Origin of the sequence: Streptomyces subrutilus (assembly GCF_008704535.1) — a bacterium.
Classification (GTDB): domain Bacteria; phylum Actinomycetota; class Actinomycetes; order Streptomycetales; family Streptomycetaceae; genus Streptomyces; species Streptomyces subrutilus.
The window spans coordinates 485,823-502,022 of the sequence record NZ_CP023701.1; the positions used below are offsets into that span (position 1 = coordinate 485,823).

18 protein-coding genes are annotated in these 16,200 nt (G+C 73.6%); 9 read left to right on the top strand and 9 right to left on the bottom strand.

Annotated features, from left to right (window positions below; all coding sequences use genetic code 11):
• The first annotated feature begins 115 nt into the window (after positions 1 to 115).
• Entirely contained in the window at positions 116 to 586 is a 471-nt protein-coding gene (locus CP968_RS02090) for a Dps family protein (protein ID WP_150516347.1), read from the top strand.
• 366 nt (positions 587 to 952) lie between these two features.
• Positions 953 to 1,588, top strand: coding sequence for a helix-turn-helix domain-containing protein (locus tag CP968_RS02095; protein ID WP_229885856.1), 636 nt, complete (start codon positions 953 to 955; stop codon positions 1,586 to 1,588).
• A gap of 2 nt (positions 1,589 to 1,590) precedes the next feature.
• Here the strand turns inward: CP968_RS02095 and CP968_RS35520 are convergent, their stop codons facing one another.
• From CP968_RS35520 to CP968_RS33980, 3 genes are all read right to left on the bottom strand, one after another.
• Positions 1,591 to 1,815, bottom strand: coding sequence for a hypothetical protein (locus CP968_RS35520; RefSeq protein WP_306419846.1), 225 nt, complete (start codon positions 1,813 to 1,815; stop codon positions 1,591 to 1,593).
• Complete coding sequence (locus CP968_RS35525; RefSeq protein ID WP_306419847.1) at positions 1,773 to 2,159, bottom strand: glycine-rich domain-containing protein; 387 nt, start codon at positions 2,157 to 2,159, stop codon at positions 1,773 to 1,775. The genes CP968_RS35520 and CP968_RS35525 overlap by 43 nt, the downstream gene beginning before the upstream one ends.
• Positions 2,160 to 2,463: 304 nt before the next feature.
• Positions 2,464 to 2,616, bottom strand: a complete 153-nt coding sequence (locus CP968_RS33980) for a hypothetical protein (RefSeq protein ID WP_167536746.1) — start codon at positions 2,614 to 2,616, stop codon at positions 2,464 to 2,466.
• A 239-nt stretch (positions 2,617 to 2,855) separates the two neighbouring features.
• On the opposite strand from CP968_RS33980, the gene CP968_RS02105 reads away from it, so the two are divergent.
• Positions 2,856 to 4,100, top strand: coding sequence for an NsdA family TPR-like regulatory protein (locus CP968_RS02105; protein WP_150521651.1), 1,245 nt, complete (start codon positions 2,856 to 2,858; stop codon positions 4,098 to 4,100).
• Position 4,101: 1 nt separating this feature from the next.
• The gene (locus CP968_RS02110) at positions 4,102 to 4,416 is read left to right on the top strand and encodes a 4a-hydroxytetrahydrobiopterin dehydratase (protein ID WP_150516349.1); all 315 of its coding nucleotides are present in this window, start codon (positions 4,102 to 4,104) and stop codon (positions 4,414 to 4,416) included.
• A 193-nt stretch (positions 4,417 to 4,609) separates the two neighbouring features.
• Here CP968_RS02110 and CP968_RS02115 read toward each other — a convergent pair whose 3' ends face one another.
• Positions 4,610 to 6,688: a GAF domain-containing SpoIIE family protein phosphatase gene (locus CP968_RS02115; protein ID WP_150516350.1), complete on the bottom strand. Its 2,079-nt coding sequence runs from the start codon at positions 6,686 to 6,688 to the stop codon at positions 4,610 to 4,612.
• A 251-nt stretch (positions 6,689 to 6,939) separates the two neighbouring features.
• On the opposite strand from CP968_RS02115, the gene CP968_RS02120 reads away from it, so the two are divergent.
• The 4 genes from CP968_RS02120 to CP968_RS34585 all read left to right on the top strand — a co-directional run bounded on the left by CP968_RS02120 (position 6,940) and on the right by CP968_RS34585 (position 11,408).
• Positions 6,940 to 7,212, top strand: a complete 273-nt coding sequence (locus tag CP968_RS02120) for a DUF5133 domain-containing protein (protein WP_167536747.1) — start codon at positions 6,940 to 6,942, stop codon at positions 7,210 to 7,212.
• Between the two features lie 193 nt (positions 7,213 to 7,405).
• Positions 7,406 to 8,644, top strand: coding sequence for a PP2C family protein-serine/threonine phosphatase (locus CP968_RS02125; RefSeq protein ID WP_150516352.1), 1,239 nt, complete (start codon positions 7,406 to 7,408; stop codon positions 8,642 to 8,644).
• A gap of 99 nt (positions 8,645 to 8,743) precedes the next feature.
• Positions 8,744 to 9,019, top strand: a complete 276-nt coding sequence (locus tag CP968_RS02130) for an isoamylase early set domain-containing protein (RefSeq protein ID WP_150516353.1) — start codon at positions 8,744 to 8,746, stop codon at positions 9,017 to 9,019.
• A gap of 250 nt (positions 9,020 to 9,269) precedes the next feature.
• The gene (locus CP968_RS34585) at positions 9,270 to 11,408 is read left to right on the top strand and encodes a D-alanyl-D-alanine carboxypeptidase (RefSeq protein ID WP_229885805.1); all 2,139 of its coding nucleotides are present in this window, start codon (positions 9,270 to 9,272) and stop codon (positions 11,406 to 11,408) included.
• 55 nt (positions 11,409 to 11,463) lie between these two features.
• Here CP968_RS34585 and CP968_RS02140 read toward each other — a convergent pair whose 3' ends face one another.
• The 5 genes from CP968_RS02140 to CP968_RS02160 all read right to left on the bottom strand — a co-directional run bounded on the left by CP968_RS02140 (position 11,464) and on the right by CP968_RS02160 (position 15,692).
• A complete protein-coding gene (locus tag CP968_RS02140) occupies positions 11,464 to 12,264 on the bottom strand; it encodes a hypothetical protein (RefSeq protein WP_150516354.1) in 801 nt (266 codons plus the stop codon).
• A gap of 60 nt (positions 12,265 to 12,324) precedes the next feature.
• The gene (locus CP968_RS02145; RefSeq protein ID WP_150516355.1) at positions 12,325 to 12,831 is read right to left on the bottom strand and encodes a SigE family RNA polymerase sigma factor; all 507 of its coding nucleotides are present in this window, start codon (positions 12,829 to 12,831) and stop codon (positions 12,325 to 12,327) included.
• Positions 12,832 to 13,079: 248 nt separating this feature from the next.
• Complete coding sequence (locus tag CP968_RS02150) at positions 13,080 to 13,451, bottom strand: low affinity iron permease family protein (protein WP_150516356.1); 372 nt, start codon at positions 13,449 to 13,451, stop codon at positions 13,080 to 13,082.
• A 172-nt stretch (positions 13,452 to 13,623) separates the two neighbouring features.
• Positions 13,624 to 14,415 (bottom strand): hypothetical protein, encoded by a 792-nt coding sequence (locus tag CP968_RS02155; protein WP_150516357.1) that lies wholly within the window; start codon positions 14,413 to 14,415, stop codon positions 13,624 to 13,626.
• Entirely contained in the window at positions 14,415 to 15,692 is a 1,278-nt protein-coding gene (locus tag CP968_RS02160; protein ID WP_150516358.1) for a VWA domain-containing protein, read from the bottom strand. Before CP968_RS02160 ends, CP968_RS02155 begins: the two co-directional genes overlap by 1 nt.
• Positions 15,693 to 15,833: 141 nt before the next feature.
• On the opposite strand from CP968_RS02160, the gene CP968_RS02165 reads away from it, so the two are divergent.
• Positions 15,834 to 16,199 (top strand): DUF6204 family protein, encoded by a 366-nt coding sequence (locus CP968_RS02165; protein WP_150516359.1) that lies wholly within the window; start codon positions 15,834 to 15,836, stop codon positions 16,197 to 16,199.
• The last annotated feature ends 1 nt before the right edge of the window (position 16,200 follow it).

The window sequence follows — 16,200 nt, forward strand, 5'->3', positions numbered from 1 at the left end:
TCCATCCGAGTCATCCGGGTAATCGATATTTCGTCCGACAGCAGCATTCCGCAGCGGCACGCACCGGAGGCATCTCCGAAGCACCGTTGCCCGCATTCCGCATTGGAGAATCCCTGTGTCCGTCGTCAAGAGTGCCCTTCCGGATGCCGACCTCAAGACCGTCGGCGAAGCACTGCAGGGCGCGCTGGTGGACCTCGTCGACCTCGCCCTCGTCGCCAAGCAGGTCCACTGGAACGTCGTGGGCCCCCGCTTCCGGTCGGTCCACCTCCAGCTCGACGAGGTCGTCACCTCGGCCCGCACCCACTCCGACGTCGTGGCCGAGCGCGCGTCCGCCCTCGGCATCGCCCCCGACGGCCGTGCGTCCACGGTCGCGTCGACCACGGCGATCACCGGCGTGCGGGAGGGCTGGGTGAAGGACGTGGACGCGGTACGCATCCTGGTGGACGCCCTGGCCGTCGTGATCACCCGCATGCGCGAGCGCATCGGCGCCACCGAGACGGCCGACCCCATCACGCAGGACCTCCTGATCGACCTGACCGGCGACCTGGAGAAGCACCACTGGATGTTCCAGGCCGAGAGCGCCTGAGCAGGTCACATCCTCAGGAGGCTTGCTTCTGACCTGCGGCGCAATGCGTTTCACGCCGTTTCGTGAGACGTCGAATCGTTCCGTGAGCCTATGGAACGTCGGTGGAATCCGGCATCCCACCGGAACGATTCCGGAACACTCCCCCGATCTGGAACATCACCTCACGAGGTCGCAGAGCGCAGCGAGGCCCTGACCGCCATTCGGGCGGTCAGGGCCTCGACGTTCGAGAAGCGACCGTTGGGGTACCGACGCAAGATCATTCCGGTTTCGGCGTCAACGCGTGCCAGCCGTCGTACACCCCTACCCGAACGGGTCATCGTCCGCAGACAGGAGCTGGGCGAGCGCATCGCCCAGGGCCGCCGCGATCTGCACCTCTCGCAAGATCAGCTTGCCGATCGAATCGGTCTCGAACACCGCAGCATCGAGCGCTACGAGAGCGGCGAGCGCGATCCTAGATGCACCGATCTCCTGCCGAACGCCCAGGCATCGGAGGTTCCCGTCACGCGGCTCGTAGACAGCAAGGAGAGGCCTCGGGCCGGAGGCAGCCGGCCGGGGTCCAGCGGGCGCGGCGCCCAAAAGCGTGCCAGCCCGTGGGCGCCGAGGCGCGACTATGGGGACCAGCGAAGGCCCCGTCAGGACCTTGTCGCGCTCAAGCCATTGACCCAACACTTTTCAGCCGGTCCGATTCCCTCTGCGGCGAACGCATCTCGTACGCGACGAGCTCCCGGGCCAGCCGGACGGATAGCAGGCCGGGGCGGTCTCAGATCAGCGGGCGACGACGAACCCCCGCTGCGGCTGCTGCTGCCGAGCAGACAGCACCCGGGCGTAGGCCGAGGACGTCACGTCCCGCCCGTCCTCATCGACCACGAGCCAGTCCCCGTCAAGGCGGGCCGGGTCGGCAGGGTCCACGGACCTCGGGATCCCGTGCTGCCTCACGGAGACGTGGAGCTGGTGTGCCTCGGCACCAGTCATTTCCTCGCCCTTTCGTCGGCGTGGAGGTGAACCTACTCCCCGTCACCCTCGCCGCCGTGCGTGGCGCAGTTGCCCGGGTTGATCGGCCCGCACCCGCCGGGGACGGGGGTGTGCGGGCAGGTCGCCGCGACGGACACGAGCGACCGCTTCGGCCCCACCCACAGCTCGGCGTCCGGCGTGTACCCGGCCTGCTCGATCAACGCGACCGTGCGCGTCAGGACGTCGTCGTGGCGGACCGGTCCGGCCGCTCGGGGCAATGACGGACGGTCCGGCCCAGCCTGCTGCACAGGCCGGCGTACAGGTGGGTGTGGAGGATGAGCGCGTGCCAGCCCTCGTCGACCTCGCGGGCCGGGGCGATGCGGACGCTGGGGAACGTCGCCGCCGTGACGACGAACTTCAAGGCCTCGACGACGATACGGCTGGCCATGCCGATGGCCGTGACGGGGTTGTTGTCGAGGACGGTGTGCATCACTCCGTTGAACTGGGCGTCGCCGAGCAGCGCGCGCGGTGTCGTCGTCGGGACGGCCGGGACCAAGGCACCCCTGTTCGGGTTCGATTCTCCGCTGTCGGACGAGCACGGCGGCGGCACGGGGTTGGTCATGTCGCGCCTCGGTGAACGTAGGGGTGCGCGGGCCCGCCCATCCTGGGCGGGGGTTCAGGTGCCGATGACGACGGCGGCGACCGCGGCCAGCACGGCCACGATGATCAGCAGGTGTTTCGTCAGCTCTCTCACCGGCGGCGGCCCGGGACGGCGGACCGGGACTCGTTGGCGGGGTCTCCTGGCCGACGCCGCCGACAGCCGCTGTCGTGGAGCACGGCTCCGCCCTCCGGGCCCCCGATCGGCAGCGGCGAGGCGCGGCAGACGGGGCACCGCGACTGGTCGGGCTCGTCGCCGAAGGGCCCCCTCATGCCGCGCCCCCGCCCGAGGGCGGGCAGGAGTAGACGTCGTAGTCCAGGAGGAGCCCGCCGTCGCGGACCAAGGCCACGCCCCGGTGAACGCGGGACTCGAAGAGCTGGCCGCGGCAGGCGACGCACGCCACACCCTTCAGCTGCTCCACCGAGAGGTGGCTCGTCGGCGGAACCGGTACGTCTCGGCAGGCAACCCGACGGTCGACCTCCGATCCGCTTCGTGTGCTGGCCATTCCGGGTCTCCTGCCACAGTTCGTCAGCGCGTCATGTGCTCCTAGGTGGATGATGGGCGAGCACGCAGATGGGCAGATAGGCCATCGCGTGGCCACCGTTGGCCACGTAGTGGCCACGGCCGGAGACAGACGCGATGACACCTCGCACCGGGGCCATGGGCCGCCGAAACGACGCGCTCAGGGCCGCCCGACTCCGGGCTGGCTGGCGCAGCATGGACGCCGCAGCAGCCGCGCTCAGTACCCACGGGCAGCGCTTCCTCGACGACCGGTCATACGAGGTATCCGCACGGACGTGGCGGCGCTGGGAGGGCACGCAGCCGGGCTGGCCGTCGGAGGAGACCGCGACCGTGCTGCACGACGCACTCGGCCGGTGGCCCGAAGATCTCGGTTTCCGGGCGCCCGCCGGGTGGATCCGCCCCGAAGCCCATCAAGAGGCAGACATGAAGCGTCGTACCTTCGTCAACGTCACGGCCGCCGCGCTCCTGCCAGGCCCCGTCGCCAAACAGCGCGTCGACCCCGCCCTCATCGACTACTTCCAGCAGCAACTGGAGGGCCACTACCGCGCCGACATGTTCCTCGGCCCGCACGACCTCATCGGCACCGTCAGCGCGCAGTACCAGCTCATCGACAAGCTCGTCCGCTCCGCGCAGGGCGAGACACGCCGCGGCATCCTCCGCGTCGGCGCCGCCTACGCCGCGCTCGTCGGCTGGCTCTACCAGGACGCCGGCGACCTTGGCGCGGCATCCTTCTGGCGGGGGATAACTCAGGAGATCGCGGCCCGCTCACGGGACCCGCACCTCGTCGGCTACAGCCTCGTCAACCTCGCGCAGGTCCGCACCGATCTCGGCGACGGGCACGGCGTCATCGACCTGTGCGAGGCCGCCCTCGACGACGACCGCCTGTTCCCCAAGGTGCGGGTCATGGCGATGCAGCAGCAGGCCCACGGCGCCAGCCTCACCGGCGACCGCACCGCCGTCGACCAGCTCATCGACACCGCCGGCGGGCTGCTCTCCCGAGTCGACGACGACCTGCCCTGGGGCAACGCCTGCCGCCGGACCCCCGGCTACCTCGAAGTGCAGCGCGCCACCTGCTACGGGCGGCTCGGTCTCGGCCGTGAGGCCGAGTCGCTGTGGTCACAGGTCCTTGCCGTGGTGCCCGCGACCGCCCGCCGGGACCGCGGTGTCTACCTCGCTCGGCACGCCACCGCTGCGGCTGGCGCGCGGGAACCGGAGCAGGCCGTCGAGATCGCCCGGGCCGCCGCGGAGATCGCCGTCGAGACCGGGTCCGCCCGCATGCGCCGCGAACTGGTCACCCTGGAGCGGGCGATGCGGCCGTGGCACGATTCCCCGGTAGGCCGGGACCTCGCCGATGTCCTGGCGCCGGTGAACGAGGGGAGCTGACGTGGGCGTGCCGAGGGTGCTGACCGACGAGGAGATCACGGAGGGTCTGGCCGGGCTGCCGGGGTGGGAGCGGCAGGGCGACGAGATCAGCCGCACGTACTCGATCCGGTATCACGCGGCGGTCGCCGCGATCGTGACGATCGCCGACCGGTCCCGGCGGGTCCAGCATCACGCCGACCTCGACCTACGCATGGACAGCCTCCGCGCGTCGATCACGACACACGACGCCGGGTATCGGCTCACCGCAGCCGACCTCGACCTGGCGCACCGCATCGACGCGATCGTCGCTGCGCACCAGGCGCTCCCGCTCGACTGATCCCGGACGCACGGAAGTGCCCCCTCCCGACCCCGAAGGGCCGGAAGGGGGCAGCGGTGCGGTCAGCCTTTGATGAGCGGGGCGTCCTCCGGGATCGGCTCGGGGACGTCGGTGCCGAGCTGACGAAGGGCTTCTGGCAGCGGTGCTGCGCAGCTTGGCCGCCTCCCGGTGCCCGGGGTCGCGGTCGGACGGGTCAGCACGGCGCCGGGCGGTGGGAGCGGCGGATGACGAGGACGGCGCGGTCGTCCTCGTGCCGGGTGGCCCGGGCGCCGTCCATGAGGGCGTCGGCGATCGCGCCCACCGGCTCGTGGCGGGCGGCCTCCATCGCCCGGCAGATCAGCGCCGTACCGTCGTCCAGGCTGAGGCCGGGGCCTTCGACGAGACCGTCGGTGAACAGGGCCGTCGCGTCCCCCTCCGCGAGGGCGCCGCGGGCCAGTGGGTACAGCGTGTCGTGCAGCACCCCGAGCGGGAGGCCGCCCGGCGTCTCGGCGACGAAGGCGCCGGCGGAGCCGCACTGCACGGGCGGCACGTGCCCCGCGCGTGCCGACAGGATCTGACCCGACGGGTCGAGCAGGGTGTAGAGGCAGGTGGCGAAGCCGGGCGCGCCCATCTGGAGCATCAGCTCGTTGGTGCGCCGCAGGACCCGGTCGGGCGAGGGGTCCTGCCAGGCGTACGCGTGCATGGCCGTGCGGACCTGGCCCATCAGGGCCGCGGCCTGGATGTTGTGACCCTGTACGTCGCCGATGATGCAGGCGACCGCGCCGTCGGGGAAGGCGATGACGTCGTACCAGTCGCCGCCCACGTCCAGGCCCTCGTGGGCGGGCAGGTAGCGGGCCGCGATCTCGAAGCCGTCGATGGCGGCCAGTGCGGCGGGCAGCATCTCGCGCTGGAGGGCGCCGGCCAGCTCCAGCCGGGCGGTGCTCAGGCGGATGCGCGCCCAGGCCTGGCCGGCCAGTTCCGCCGTGACGCCGAGCAGGGTGCGCTCCGGTTCGGTGGTGCGGTGGGGGCGGTCGTAGGTGATGACCCAACCGCCGAGCGGGCGGCCGGGTTCGGCGGCGAACGGCACCATCAGGAAGGACTGGGCGGTCGTCGCGTCGAGCAGGTGGTGCGCCTGGGGCCAGGTGGCGCGGTAGGCCTCGCGCGAGTCGATGGTCTGCATGCGGCCGGTGCGGATGGCCTCGGCCAGCGGTTTCGGCGCGTCGAGCGGCATACCGTCCAGGGAGCGGGCCATGGCGGGGTCGATGCCGTCGCCGAAGGTGACGCGCAGCCGGTCGTTCTCGACGAACGCGAGCAGCGTGCCCGTACCGGCGAACGCGGGCGCCGCCTTGTGCAGGATCGCGTCGGTCAGCTCCTCCTCGGTCTGGGCGGCGACGAACGCGGCGGCGAGCTCGCGCACGAGCCGGCTCTGCCGGGTGTGTTCCCTGTCCAGTGACCGTCTGCGCTCGACGGCCCGGGTGTTGTCGGTGGTGGAGCCCACGATCTGGCGCGGCCCGTCGAAACCGAGGTGCAGGATCCCGGACATGGAGCTCAGCGAGCGGTAGCCGCCCTCGCCGTCGGGGTAGCGGAAGCCGATGCGGGTCAGGTCGGTCTCGCCCCGTCCGAGGGCCCGGAAGGCGCGGGTGACCTCCTCCACGTCGTCCGGGTGCAGCCGGTCCAGAACGGCCTGCAGCGGGAGCTCTCCGGAGAGCTGGTGCGGGCTGTGGACGAGCGACTGGTGGATCCAGCGGAACCGGTCGTGGACCTCGTCGTAGGCCCACACCGACTGGCCGCGCAGTGTGGCCATCGCGTGCAGCACGGCCCAGTTCTCCCAGCCCGGGACGGGCTCGGCGGCCAGTTCGACGGTCACGGTCGTACGGCCGCCGTACGGGTCCGCCGCGGCACGGGCCGCGGCCAGGCACAGCACCGGTCCCGCGGGCCCGCGCAGCACCAGCGGCCGTCTGGTCGCGGGTGGTGGGCCGACATCGGTCACGGCCGTGGCGGCGCAGACGCAGGCGGCGGGAGGGATGCGCACGGGCCGGGAGGCGGTGGCGGCCCGGGCGGCGGAGGACAGGTCGGACACGGCGTCGGCGAGGAGTCGGACGGCGGAGCCGGCGTGCACCCGCGGGGCGAGGTCGCCGAAGGCCACGCCCCGCAGGGCGTCCGGCTCGACCCCCAGCAGGACGCCGGCCTCCGGGTCGGCGTCGAGAACCACGCCGCCGGCCCCGTTCCCGTCGGGCCCGAGGCCCACCAGGAGCCGGGCCGTGCGCTGCTGCGCCGGGGGCAGAGAACGCATCGGGCGGTCCGTCCTGTCCAAGTCGGTGGCACGACCTTCCACTCAAGCGCAGCGGGGCGGACCGTGCCGAGGGCCGCTCGTCCACCGCCGACGGGCCGGAGGTCCCGGCCGTGACGGCCGTCCCCGCGTCCGCGCCCCCACCCTCCCCACCATCCGCCCGGACGCCGCCGCCGTCCACTCACGGCTTCGCGCGCATGCGGCGGCCGGGACGGGGCAAGGGCGTAACACACCCTGTAGAAAGGCGACCTCCCGTGCTGAAGCCCTCTCCCTCCGTCCTTCGCGGCCTCCTCTCCCGCTACGCCGACGCCCGGATCACGCTCAGCCGCGAGGACACCCCCGCCAACCGCCTGGAACTGGACAACGTCTCGTTCACCCTGTGCGTCGCGACGGCGACCACGAACGTCCGCGACGCCCTGGCGGCCGCCGACACCCTGCTGCTGCCCTCGGCGGCGCCCGCGCCCCGCGTCCGCGCCGTGAAGGCGGTCAAGGGCGTGAAGGCCGTGAAGACGCCGACCACCGCCTGACCGCAGGTCCGCGGCCCCCGCGGGGCCGCCCGTCCACCCGGCTCGCTTCTCGGCCCGGGTACGCCGTCCGCGTCGCGGACGGCGTACCCGGGCCGAGACACGCCCCGCCTTGCCCGCCCGCGGCGTACGACGGCTGGTGGAATGCGTTCCTCGGCGGCGCGGGCCGGCGGACGGACGGGGTGACGGCGGCATCATGGCGGAGCGGGACGGTGCGGGGGCGCGCCTGCACGCGATGGAAGAGGCCCTGGACCGGGTCGGCACGACGGGCGACGAGAGGGAGACCTGCCGGGAGTTGGCTGGTTTCCTGGCCCGCACCGTGTGCGACGCCGCTGCCGTAGACCTGGCCGGCGAGGGCGGCTGGTCCGAACGAGTGGCCGCGGTCGGTCCCGCCGAGCTGCTGGACGCCGCGCGGCCGGGTCCGCCGAGCACCCTCGCACCGCACTCCCCCGCGTCCGGCCCCTCGTACCCGCAGGTCCGCGCCCCGGACGAGGGGCGCGTCCCGCGGGCGTGGACCGGGAGTTCCCGGGGCCGGACCGCGCACGTGGTCTCGGTACCGCTGCTCGGGCCGGGCGAGGCGTACGGGCAGCTGCTCGCGGTGCGGGGCCGCGAGGGGTTCGACGACCACGAGAGGGCCACCCTGCACTTCGCGGCGCGCCTCGCGAGCATCCACATCGGGCACGCACGGCGGCTGTCGGCGACCGAGCGCACCGCGCTCGACCTGCAACGCGCCCTGGTGGCGGCGCCCGGACGGCCCCACCCGAACCTGGACATCGCCAGCCGCTACCTGCCGGTCGGCCCGCGGGCGCTGGTGGGCGGGGACTGGTTCGAGACCGTACGGCTGCACTTCGGCCGCACCCTGCTCGTCATCGGCGACGTCATGGGCCACGGCCTGGAGGCCGCCGTCGACATGAACGCCTACCGCTCCGTCCTGCGCGAGATCGCCTCCACCGAACTCGCCCCCCACCGGGTGCTGCGCCGGCTGGACGCCCTGTCGGCGGCCGACGAGGGCCGCCGCCCCGCGACCTGTCTGCTGGTCCGGATCGACCCGGCCCGCCGTACCGCCGTCTACGCCAGCGCGGGACACCTGCCGCCCGCCCTCTTCGGCGGTGACGGCCGCGGCGCACTGGTCGACGTACCCGTGGGGCCGCCCCTGGGGACGGGGGTGGGCGGGTACGAGGCCTTCGCCCGGCCGATCAGGGACGACCAGACGCTCCTGCTGTACACCGACGGACTCGTGGAGCGCAGGGGCGAGGACATCGACACCTCGCTGTCCCGGCTCGCGGCGCTGCGCATGGCACCCGGGGCACCGCTCGCGGACGTGGTGGACGCCGTCTGCGGCGGGCTGGACGCGGGGCACGCCGAGGACGACGTGGCCGTCCTCGCGGCCCGCCTCCGGCCCAGGCCCGACCCGAGCCGCACTCACGGTGCGTGACCACCGCCGCGCTGAACGTGGCCACCTGTGTCAGGCTGAGGGAATGCCGCTGTGGAACCTGGAGCCCGGCGCCCCCATTCCCGTGAAGGAGCCCGCACCGTGCTGGAACGCAAGCTGCGCAAGGACCGCACCCAAGTGACGTTCGTGCTTCCCGCCGACCGGCCTCCGGGGCCGGTGAGCGTCGTCGGCGACTTCAACGACTGGCAGCCCGGCGCGCACCCGCTGCGCACCCGGACCGACGGCAAGCGGGCCGTGACCGTCGACCTGCCGAGCGAGAGCACCCATTCCTTCCGCTACCTCGCGGCGGGCGACTACTGGTTCAACGACGACAGCGCCGGTGACCAGGACGGCCCCAACAGCCGCCTGCACACCTGACGGAGGACGCGGTCGGTCGCCGATCCGCTCGGGGACCGGCCGCGGTGCCGCCGCTGCCGCGGTTCGTCCCGTTTTCGCTGGTCGGACGGGGCGAGTATGACCGAACGGTCACAGGATGCGGCAACGGGAACGGACCGGGTGCGGCCGGCATCTAGGCGTGTGGTGGGGCTCGTGAACGGGACCCATCGAACGGACGACATCGGCGAGAACCGGCGGGCTGCCGGGTGCGACAGTGCGAGGCGGGGCTGTAATGAAGGCGGTAACGGTGGCGAGCGGTTCCTCGGAGACTCCGAAGACCGAAGGACCGGAGGAACGACCGGAGCCCGGAACCGAAGCGGAGGCCGCCCTCGGCACCGCGGACGCGGACGAACCGGACCCGGCCGCGGACCGGACGCCCGACCCGGACGCGGACGCGGACACAGACGCTGACGGGGGCCCGGACGCGGACGCGAAGGCAGCCACCGAGCCGGGATCGGATGCGGGTACGGACGCGGATACGGACCCGGACGAGCCGGCCGCCGCCTCCATCGAGCCGGACGCGGCGGTTCGCGAGCCCGAGGCGAAGCCGGTCGCAGCGGCCGGCGCCGACGGGTCGGACACCCCGGCGGCACCCGAGGACACGGCGGCCGAGGCCGAAGCGGAAGCGGTAACGCCGGCCCCCGGCCCCGTCGGTGACGGCGCTGAGACCGGCGAGGGCGACGCCGAGGAGGTCGAGGACGCCCAGGACGCCGACGCGACCGGACTGTTGAAGGTGCCGGGCACGGCCCCGACGGCCGCCCCGGACGATGACGCCACCGCCCCGGAACGGGAAGCGGAATCCGAAGAGGGGTCCGCCGACCGCCCTTCCGCCGAGGCCGGTTCCACCGCGGTCGCGCCGCGCCGGGCGCCGTCCTGGGCACGCGGCGAGGAGTCGGACGCGGAGCGGACGAGCACGTTCGTCGCCCTCAAGCCCCTCACCACCCCGAGCCCGAGCCCGGCCCCGGCCCCGGCAGCACACCCCAGGGCAGCGGCAACCGCAACGGCGCCCGCGCCCCGCCCCGACGCACCCCGCGAGCCCGCGCCCCTGGCGCAGGGGGGTGGCGCCCAGCCCCCGCTCGACCTGCTGGCCGAGCTGACCAACACCGCTCCCCCGCCGGAGACCCCGCGTCGGACCGCGGTGCGCCGCGTCAAGATATGGACGCCGGTCCTGTTGCTGCTGGCCGGGGCCGTCGGCGGAGCCCAGTTGCTGCGGCCCCTCCCCGCCCCCGCGCTCGTGTCCGCGGCCTCCGCGCACACCCTCGACGGGCAGTTCACCATCCCCTGGCCCGCGCAGGGGCAGGGCGCGGTGAGCGTCTCCGGCGCGGGCGGCGTCGGCACCTTCGGGGAGCAGCAGCCGGTGCCCACCGCCAGCGTGGCCAAGGTCATGACGGCGTACGTGATCCTCAAGGGCCATCCGCTGCGCAAGGGCGAGGCCGGCCCCGACATCGTGGTCGACGAGAAGGCCGTCGCCGACGGCACCTCAGAGCACGAGTCCCGGATCGAGGACCTCACCACGGGTACGAAGTTCAGCCAGCAGGACCTCCTCAAGATGCTCATGATCCCCTCGGGGAACAACGTGGCGCGTCTGCTGGCCCGTTGGGACACGGGGAGCGACTCCGAGCAGGCCTTCGTCGCCAAGATGAACGCCGCCGCGCAGGAGCTCGGCATGGCGGACACGACGTACACCGATCCCAGTGGTCTGGACGCGAAGACGGTCAGCACCGCCGCGGACCAGCTGAAGCTGGCCGAGGCCGTCATGGAGGACGAGGTCTTCCGCTCGGTCGTGGCACTCCCGGATGCGACCATCAAGGGGCTGCCGAAGCCGATCTACAACAACAACGGCAGTCTGCTCACCGCTCCGGGCCTGAGCATCAGGGGCATCAAGACGGGGTCGAGCTCGGCCGCAGGCGGCACCCTGATGTGGGCGGCCTACAAGTCGGTCGGCGACGAGACCCCGCTGGTCCTGGGCACGTTGATGGACCAGCACGTGGACGGGCCGGACCCCGACGGCGCGAACAGCCTGGTGCTGGTGAAGGCGAACAGCAAGAAGATCATCGAGGCGGTCCGGGCGGCCCTGGCCTCGGCTCCGGTCATCCGCAAGGGCCAGACGGTGGGGCACGTCGCCGACGGCCTCGGCGGCCGCACCCCGCTCGTCGCCACCCAGGACGTGAACGTGGTCGGCGTCCCGGGTCAGCAGCTGCGGCTCTCGCTCGGCGCGGGCAAGGGCGCGCTGCCGCACTCCGCGAAGGCGGGCACCGAGGTGGGCGTGCTGACGGTGGGTGAGGGGAGCGGCGCCAAGACCGTCCCGGTGGCCGTCCGGGACGCTCTGGCCGAGCCCTCGTTCACCACCCGGCTCACCCGACTCGGCTGAGCACCACGGCGTACGGGTTCGGGGTGCGGCGGGCCGGGACCGGCGCGCCGCACACTCAGCCGACGGCGCCGAGGATCGGTGCCCAGGCCGCGCCGGTGAGGGCGGCCACCGCCTGCTGTTCGGTGAGGGGCGGTGCGGCGCGGGTCGGCTTCGGCGTGTCGGCGCCGGTGCCGCCGCCGGTGCTGTTCCACTGCACCATCTGGAGCTGCGCACCGGTCGACTTGAGGGTCACCGTGACCGTCCAGCGGTGGGCGGTGTCCGCCCGGGCCGGCCGTTCGGCCGCGTTCCGCTCCGACATCACGACGGCTCCGCCGGGCAGCGCGGCGCTGCTCGGCAGTTCGCTCAGCGTGCAGGTGTCGCCCTCGGCGCGCGCGGGGGTCTGCTCGCAGCTCAGCCCGCCGCCGTCCCCGAGCGGCAGCTTGAGCCGCAGGGCCGAGACGCCGACGAAGGCGGGGCCGCGGCCGTCTTCGACGAGCAGTGCGCCGTTGGCGACGTATCCGCCGGACGGGTCCGAGGGGTTGTTGCTCTGTCCGGTCTGCCCGCTGAAGCGGCCGCCGGGGAAGGTCTGCTCCAGGGCCCGGATCATCTGGGTGTCGGTGATCGCGGACCGGGGCAGGGCCAGTGCGACGGTTTCGATGTCGGACCCGGCGCCCCGGGTGCCGGCGAGGGCGCCGGGGAGCAGCAGGCCGGCCGCCGCGAGCATGCCGCAGGCGCCGACCCCGGCCAGGACGGCGGTGCGCCGGCGCCTGCGGCTGCGCCCGCGCCGGACGGCTCCGTCCAGGAGGGCGGTGAGGTCGGGTTCGAGCGAGTCCGTCGTACGGTCCAGGGCGTGGGCGAGGTCTGCTTCGAACGGCATGGTGGCGTCACTTCTCTTTCGCTGAGGGGGCGTTGCGGCACGGACCTGCGGCACGGGTGTTCACTGCGGCACGAGGTCGGAGAGGCTGTCGCCGAGCAGCGCACGGAGCCTGGCGAGCGCCCGCGTGCCCTGCGAGCGGACCGCGCTGCCGCTCAGCCTGAGCATCCGGCCCGTCTCCTCGATGCTGTGGCCCTCCCAGTAGCGCAGCAGCAGCACCGCCCGGTCGCGGGGCGGCAGTTGGCCGAGCGCGTGCAGCAGGGTGAGCCGCAGTGCGGCGTCGGGGCCGGACTCCGCGCTGTCGGGCATGTTCCCGGTCGGGCGTTCGCCCGTGCTGCGCCGCCGCTTCAGGCTGAGGAAGGTGCGGACCAGGACGGTCTGGGCGTAGGCCGCCGGGTTGTCCGCGCGGGCGACGCGGCTCCAGTGCACGTACACCCGGCTGAAGGTCTCCTGGACCAGGTCCTCGGCGAGGTGCGTGTCGCCGGCCGCCAGCGCGTACGCCGAGCGGTGGAGCGGCTTCGCCCTCGCGGCCACGAATTCCAGGTACGCGTCCTCCTGTGCTGCTTTCACTCGGTCCCCGCCTGTTCGCTTGCTTCCCGATCCGCGTGCATACCCCTGATGACTACGCGGGACGTCAGGATGTCGCGCGGCCGGCGGCATTTTCTCCGCCGGCCGGGGCGGGGCCCGTACGCGTCGGAGTGCCGGTGGGGTCAGGCGGGCGGTTCGGGGAGGTGCGGGTGACCGGTGCGGCGACGCGCCCCGGCGTCCTGGCGCGGTCGGGGCCGGGGCAGGTGCTGCGGCTGCGGGCGTCGCCGTGCCTACTGGCGGTCCTCCAGGCGGATGGCCGCCTTCAGTTGGTTCTGGGCCGTGCCCCACTTGCCTTCCTGCTGCTCCAACAGGGCGGCGGCGATGGCGTCCAGCTTGCGCTGGATGGCGTGCTCGGCGCGCCGCTCGGAGTTCTTCAGCAGGGCGAGCAGCAGTAGGGAGACGGCGCCCATGGCGTCGCCCGCCAGGTGCTGCCACTCCATGGGGAGGTGGAGGAGGTGGACGACGACGAACGCGGCCACGAGCAGGACGCACAGCAGCGAGAAGCCGGCGGAGCCGGTGAAGTTCGAGGCGAGTTCGGCGAACCGCTCGAATCTGCCGATCTTGCCTTTGGGGTTCTTCTCCGCGGGATGTTCGAGACTCATGATCCGCGACTGCCCCGGGCGGCCGCCCCGCACACGCGGCCCGCACGGCCGGCACCTGGAAGGACCGGGGCCGAACGGGTCGCCGCGCGTCCCGGGCGCCGCGGGAGGCGGTCCCCCGACGCCGGGCGGACCGCCGGCCGCGGCGGGCGGTCGGCCCGCCGCGGTCGTGCGCTCAGGCGCCCGGCGGGACGCGGGAGGGGCGGCCGGAGCCGCGCGTCAGGTGGTAGCCGAACACCCCGGCGAGGCCGGCGAGCACACCGCCGGCGGCGGTCCAGAGCCAGCGGTCGGACCACCAGCCGCCGGACCAGCCGTCCTCCGGCTCGCGCAGCGGCGAGGTCACCGTGGCGGGTACCAGCGGTACGGCGAGGGCGCCGTCCACCGCGTACGCGCCGCCGGCCTCCTTGACGTCGGCCTCCACCGCCGCGCGGATCGGCTGCCCCAGGTCCTCCTCCGGCAGGGAGACGACCGTGAGGCGTACGTAGTAGCTGCCGGGCAGCGGGTCGTTGGCCCACGGCTCGGCCCCGGCGCGGACGGTGCGCAGCGTGCAGGCGAGGTCGACCGAGGCCGCTTCCCCGGCCGCCGTCGCGCTCTGGGTGCCGTACGTGCACGCCTGGCGGCGGCGCAGGCCGTCGTACACGTCCAGCCGCCAGGTCGAGGCGCCGTGCCGGGTGGCCGCCTCGGGCAGCGTCACCTTGGCCTTGACGGTGACCCGCTGCCGGGCGTCGATCGGGACCACCCAGTACAGGTAGTCGCCGGTGGAGGCGGCGGCCGTGGCCTGCTGGCCGGGGCGGAAGGCGGCGGCGGTGCGGAAGCCGGTGCCCGCCTCGGTCGGGGCGGGGGCGTCCGTTCCCGTGGCGCTCGGGCTCGGGGCCGCCGGGGAGGCGGCCGCGGCGGCCGTGCCCGCCGTGGTGAGGGCGGCGGTCGCGGCGAGCAGGACGGCGGTCAGGGTGCGTACGGTACGCATCAGTTGGTCCTCCAGACGGAGATGCGCCAGCGCGAGATCCAGCCCCACACCAGCCCGGCCAGCAGTCCGGTGAGGGCCAGCGCGGCCAGCAGCCACCAGCCGCGTCCGAGGCCGAAGGCCGCGGCGTCGGAGGCGTCGTCGGGTCCGTCCACGACGTCGATGGTGAGTTCCACGGGCATGCCGGGGCTCGTCTTGACGGAGGCGGGGGCGGAGAAGGAGTTGCTGACCTGGAGGCAGACGGTCTCGGGCACCTGCTCGGCGTCGTCGTCCGCGCCGTCGCTCTCGCCCTTGGGGTAGCGCAGTCCGGTGGAGAGCACGTCGGTGCGTCCGTCGCCCGCCTCCGTACCGCGGACGATCTCGCGGCCGTGGACGGTGGTGGCGCGCAGCAGGACGCCGTAGTCCTTGTTGACGGCCCGGTCCGCGGCGATGCTGACCGAGGCCCGCAGTTCCTGGCCGGGCTTGACGTCGACCCGGTACCAGCGGTGCTCGCCGAAGGTCTCGCGGTCGCTGTAGACGCCCGCCTTCAACTGCGGGGCCTTGGCGCACTGCGCGGCGCCTTCGGTGGCCACCGGGTTGACGACGGGGTCGGCGGCGCGGTCGACGAGCTGTTTGACGCGGCCGGAGAGTTCGGCGGTGTGCTGCACCGAGGTGTAGGTGCCGCCGGTCGCCTCGGCGATGCAGGTCAGCTGGGCGCGGGTCTTGGCGTCCGGGACCAGGCCGAGGGTGTCGATGACGAGGTGGATGCCCTTGGCCGCGATGTCGCGGGCCACTTCGCAGGGGTCGAGCGGGGCGCAGGTGTCCTCGCCGTCCGTGATGAGGACGATGCGCTTCGTCGCGTCGCCGCCGTCGAGGTCCTGGGCGGCGGCGAGGAGGGCGGGGCCGATCGGGGTCCAGCCGGTGGGGGCGAGGGTGGCGACCGCCGTCTTGGCCTCCGTGCGGTTCAGCGGGCCGACCGGGTAGAGCTGCCTGGTGTCCTTGCAGCCGAGCGCCTTGTCCTCGCCGGGGTAGGTGGCGCCGAGGGTGCGTATGCCGAGGCGCACCTCGTCCGGTACGGCGTCGATGACCTCGTTGAAGGCCTGCTTCGCGGCGGCCATGCGGGACTGGCCGTCGATGTCGGTCGCGCGCATGGAGCCGCTGACGTCGAGGACGAGGTCGACCTTGGGGGGTTCCTTGGGCGTCGGTCCGTCGGCGGCGGTGGCGCTCGCCGGGAAGAGCCCGACGACCAGGGCGGCGAGCAGGCCGCACGCCCCGGCCGCAAGCCGTTTTGTTGTGATCATCGCCGGATCGTATTGAGGATCCTCGGTCAAATCCAAAACGGGCTCACAGCACGGACTTTCAGCCCCGGACGGGGCCGTCGACTCCCCCGGGCCGGGGAAATCCCGGTGCGCGGGCCGGACCCCGCGGCCTAGGCTGCCGGGATGAGTTCCCGTACCTTCCGCATCACCGTCCGCGGTTCCTTCGACGGCCTGACCGCGGCCCAGCGCGCCGAGCTGCTCGCGGCGGCGCCCGAGCACGACGTGCTGCGGGCCTCCTTCACCTCCGAGGGGCACCTGACGTACGACATCGCGGCGCGCCCCTTCTTCACCTTCCGCTTCCTGGACTCCGGCGAGGCGGAGGAGGACGTCCTGGACGCGACGGCCCGCGCGGAGCTGGCGGCGGAGAGCTGGCTGGCCGACCGGGGGTACGGGTTCAAGCAGCTGAGGTCCCAGGCCGAGGACCTGTCGCTGGCCCCCCTGGGCAAGCGGCAGCGCCAGGCGGCCGCCCGCGGCGACGCGGGGCGCTGAC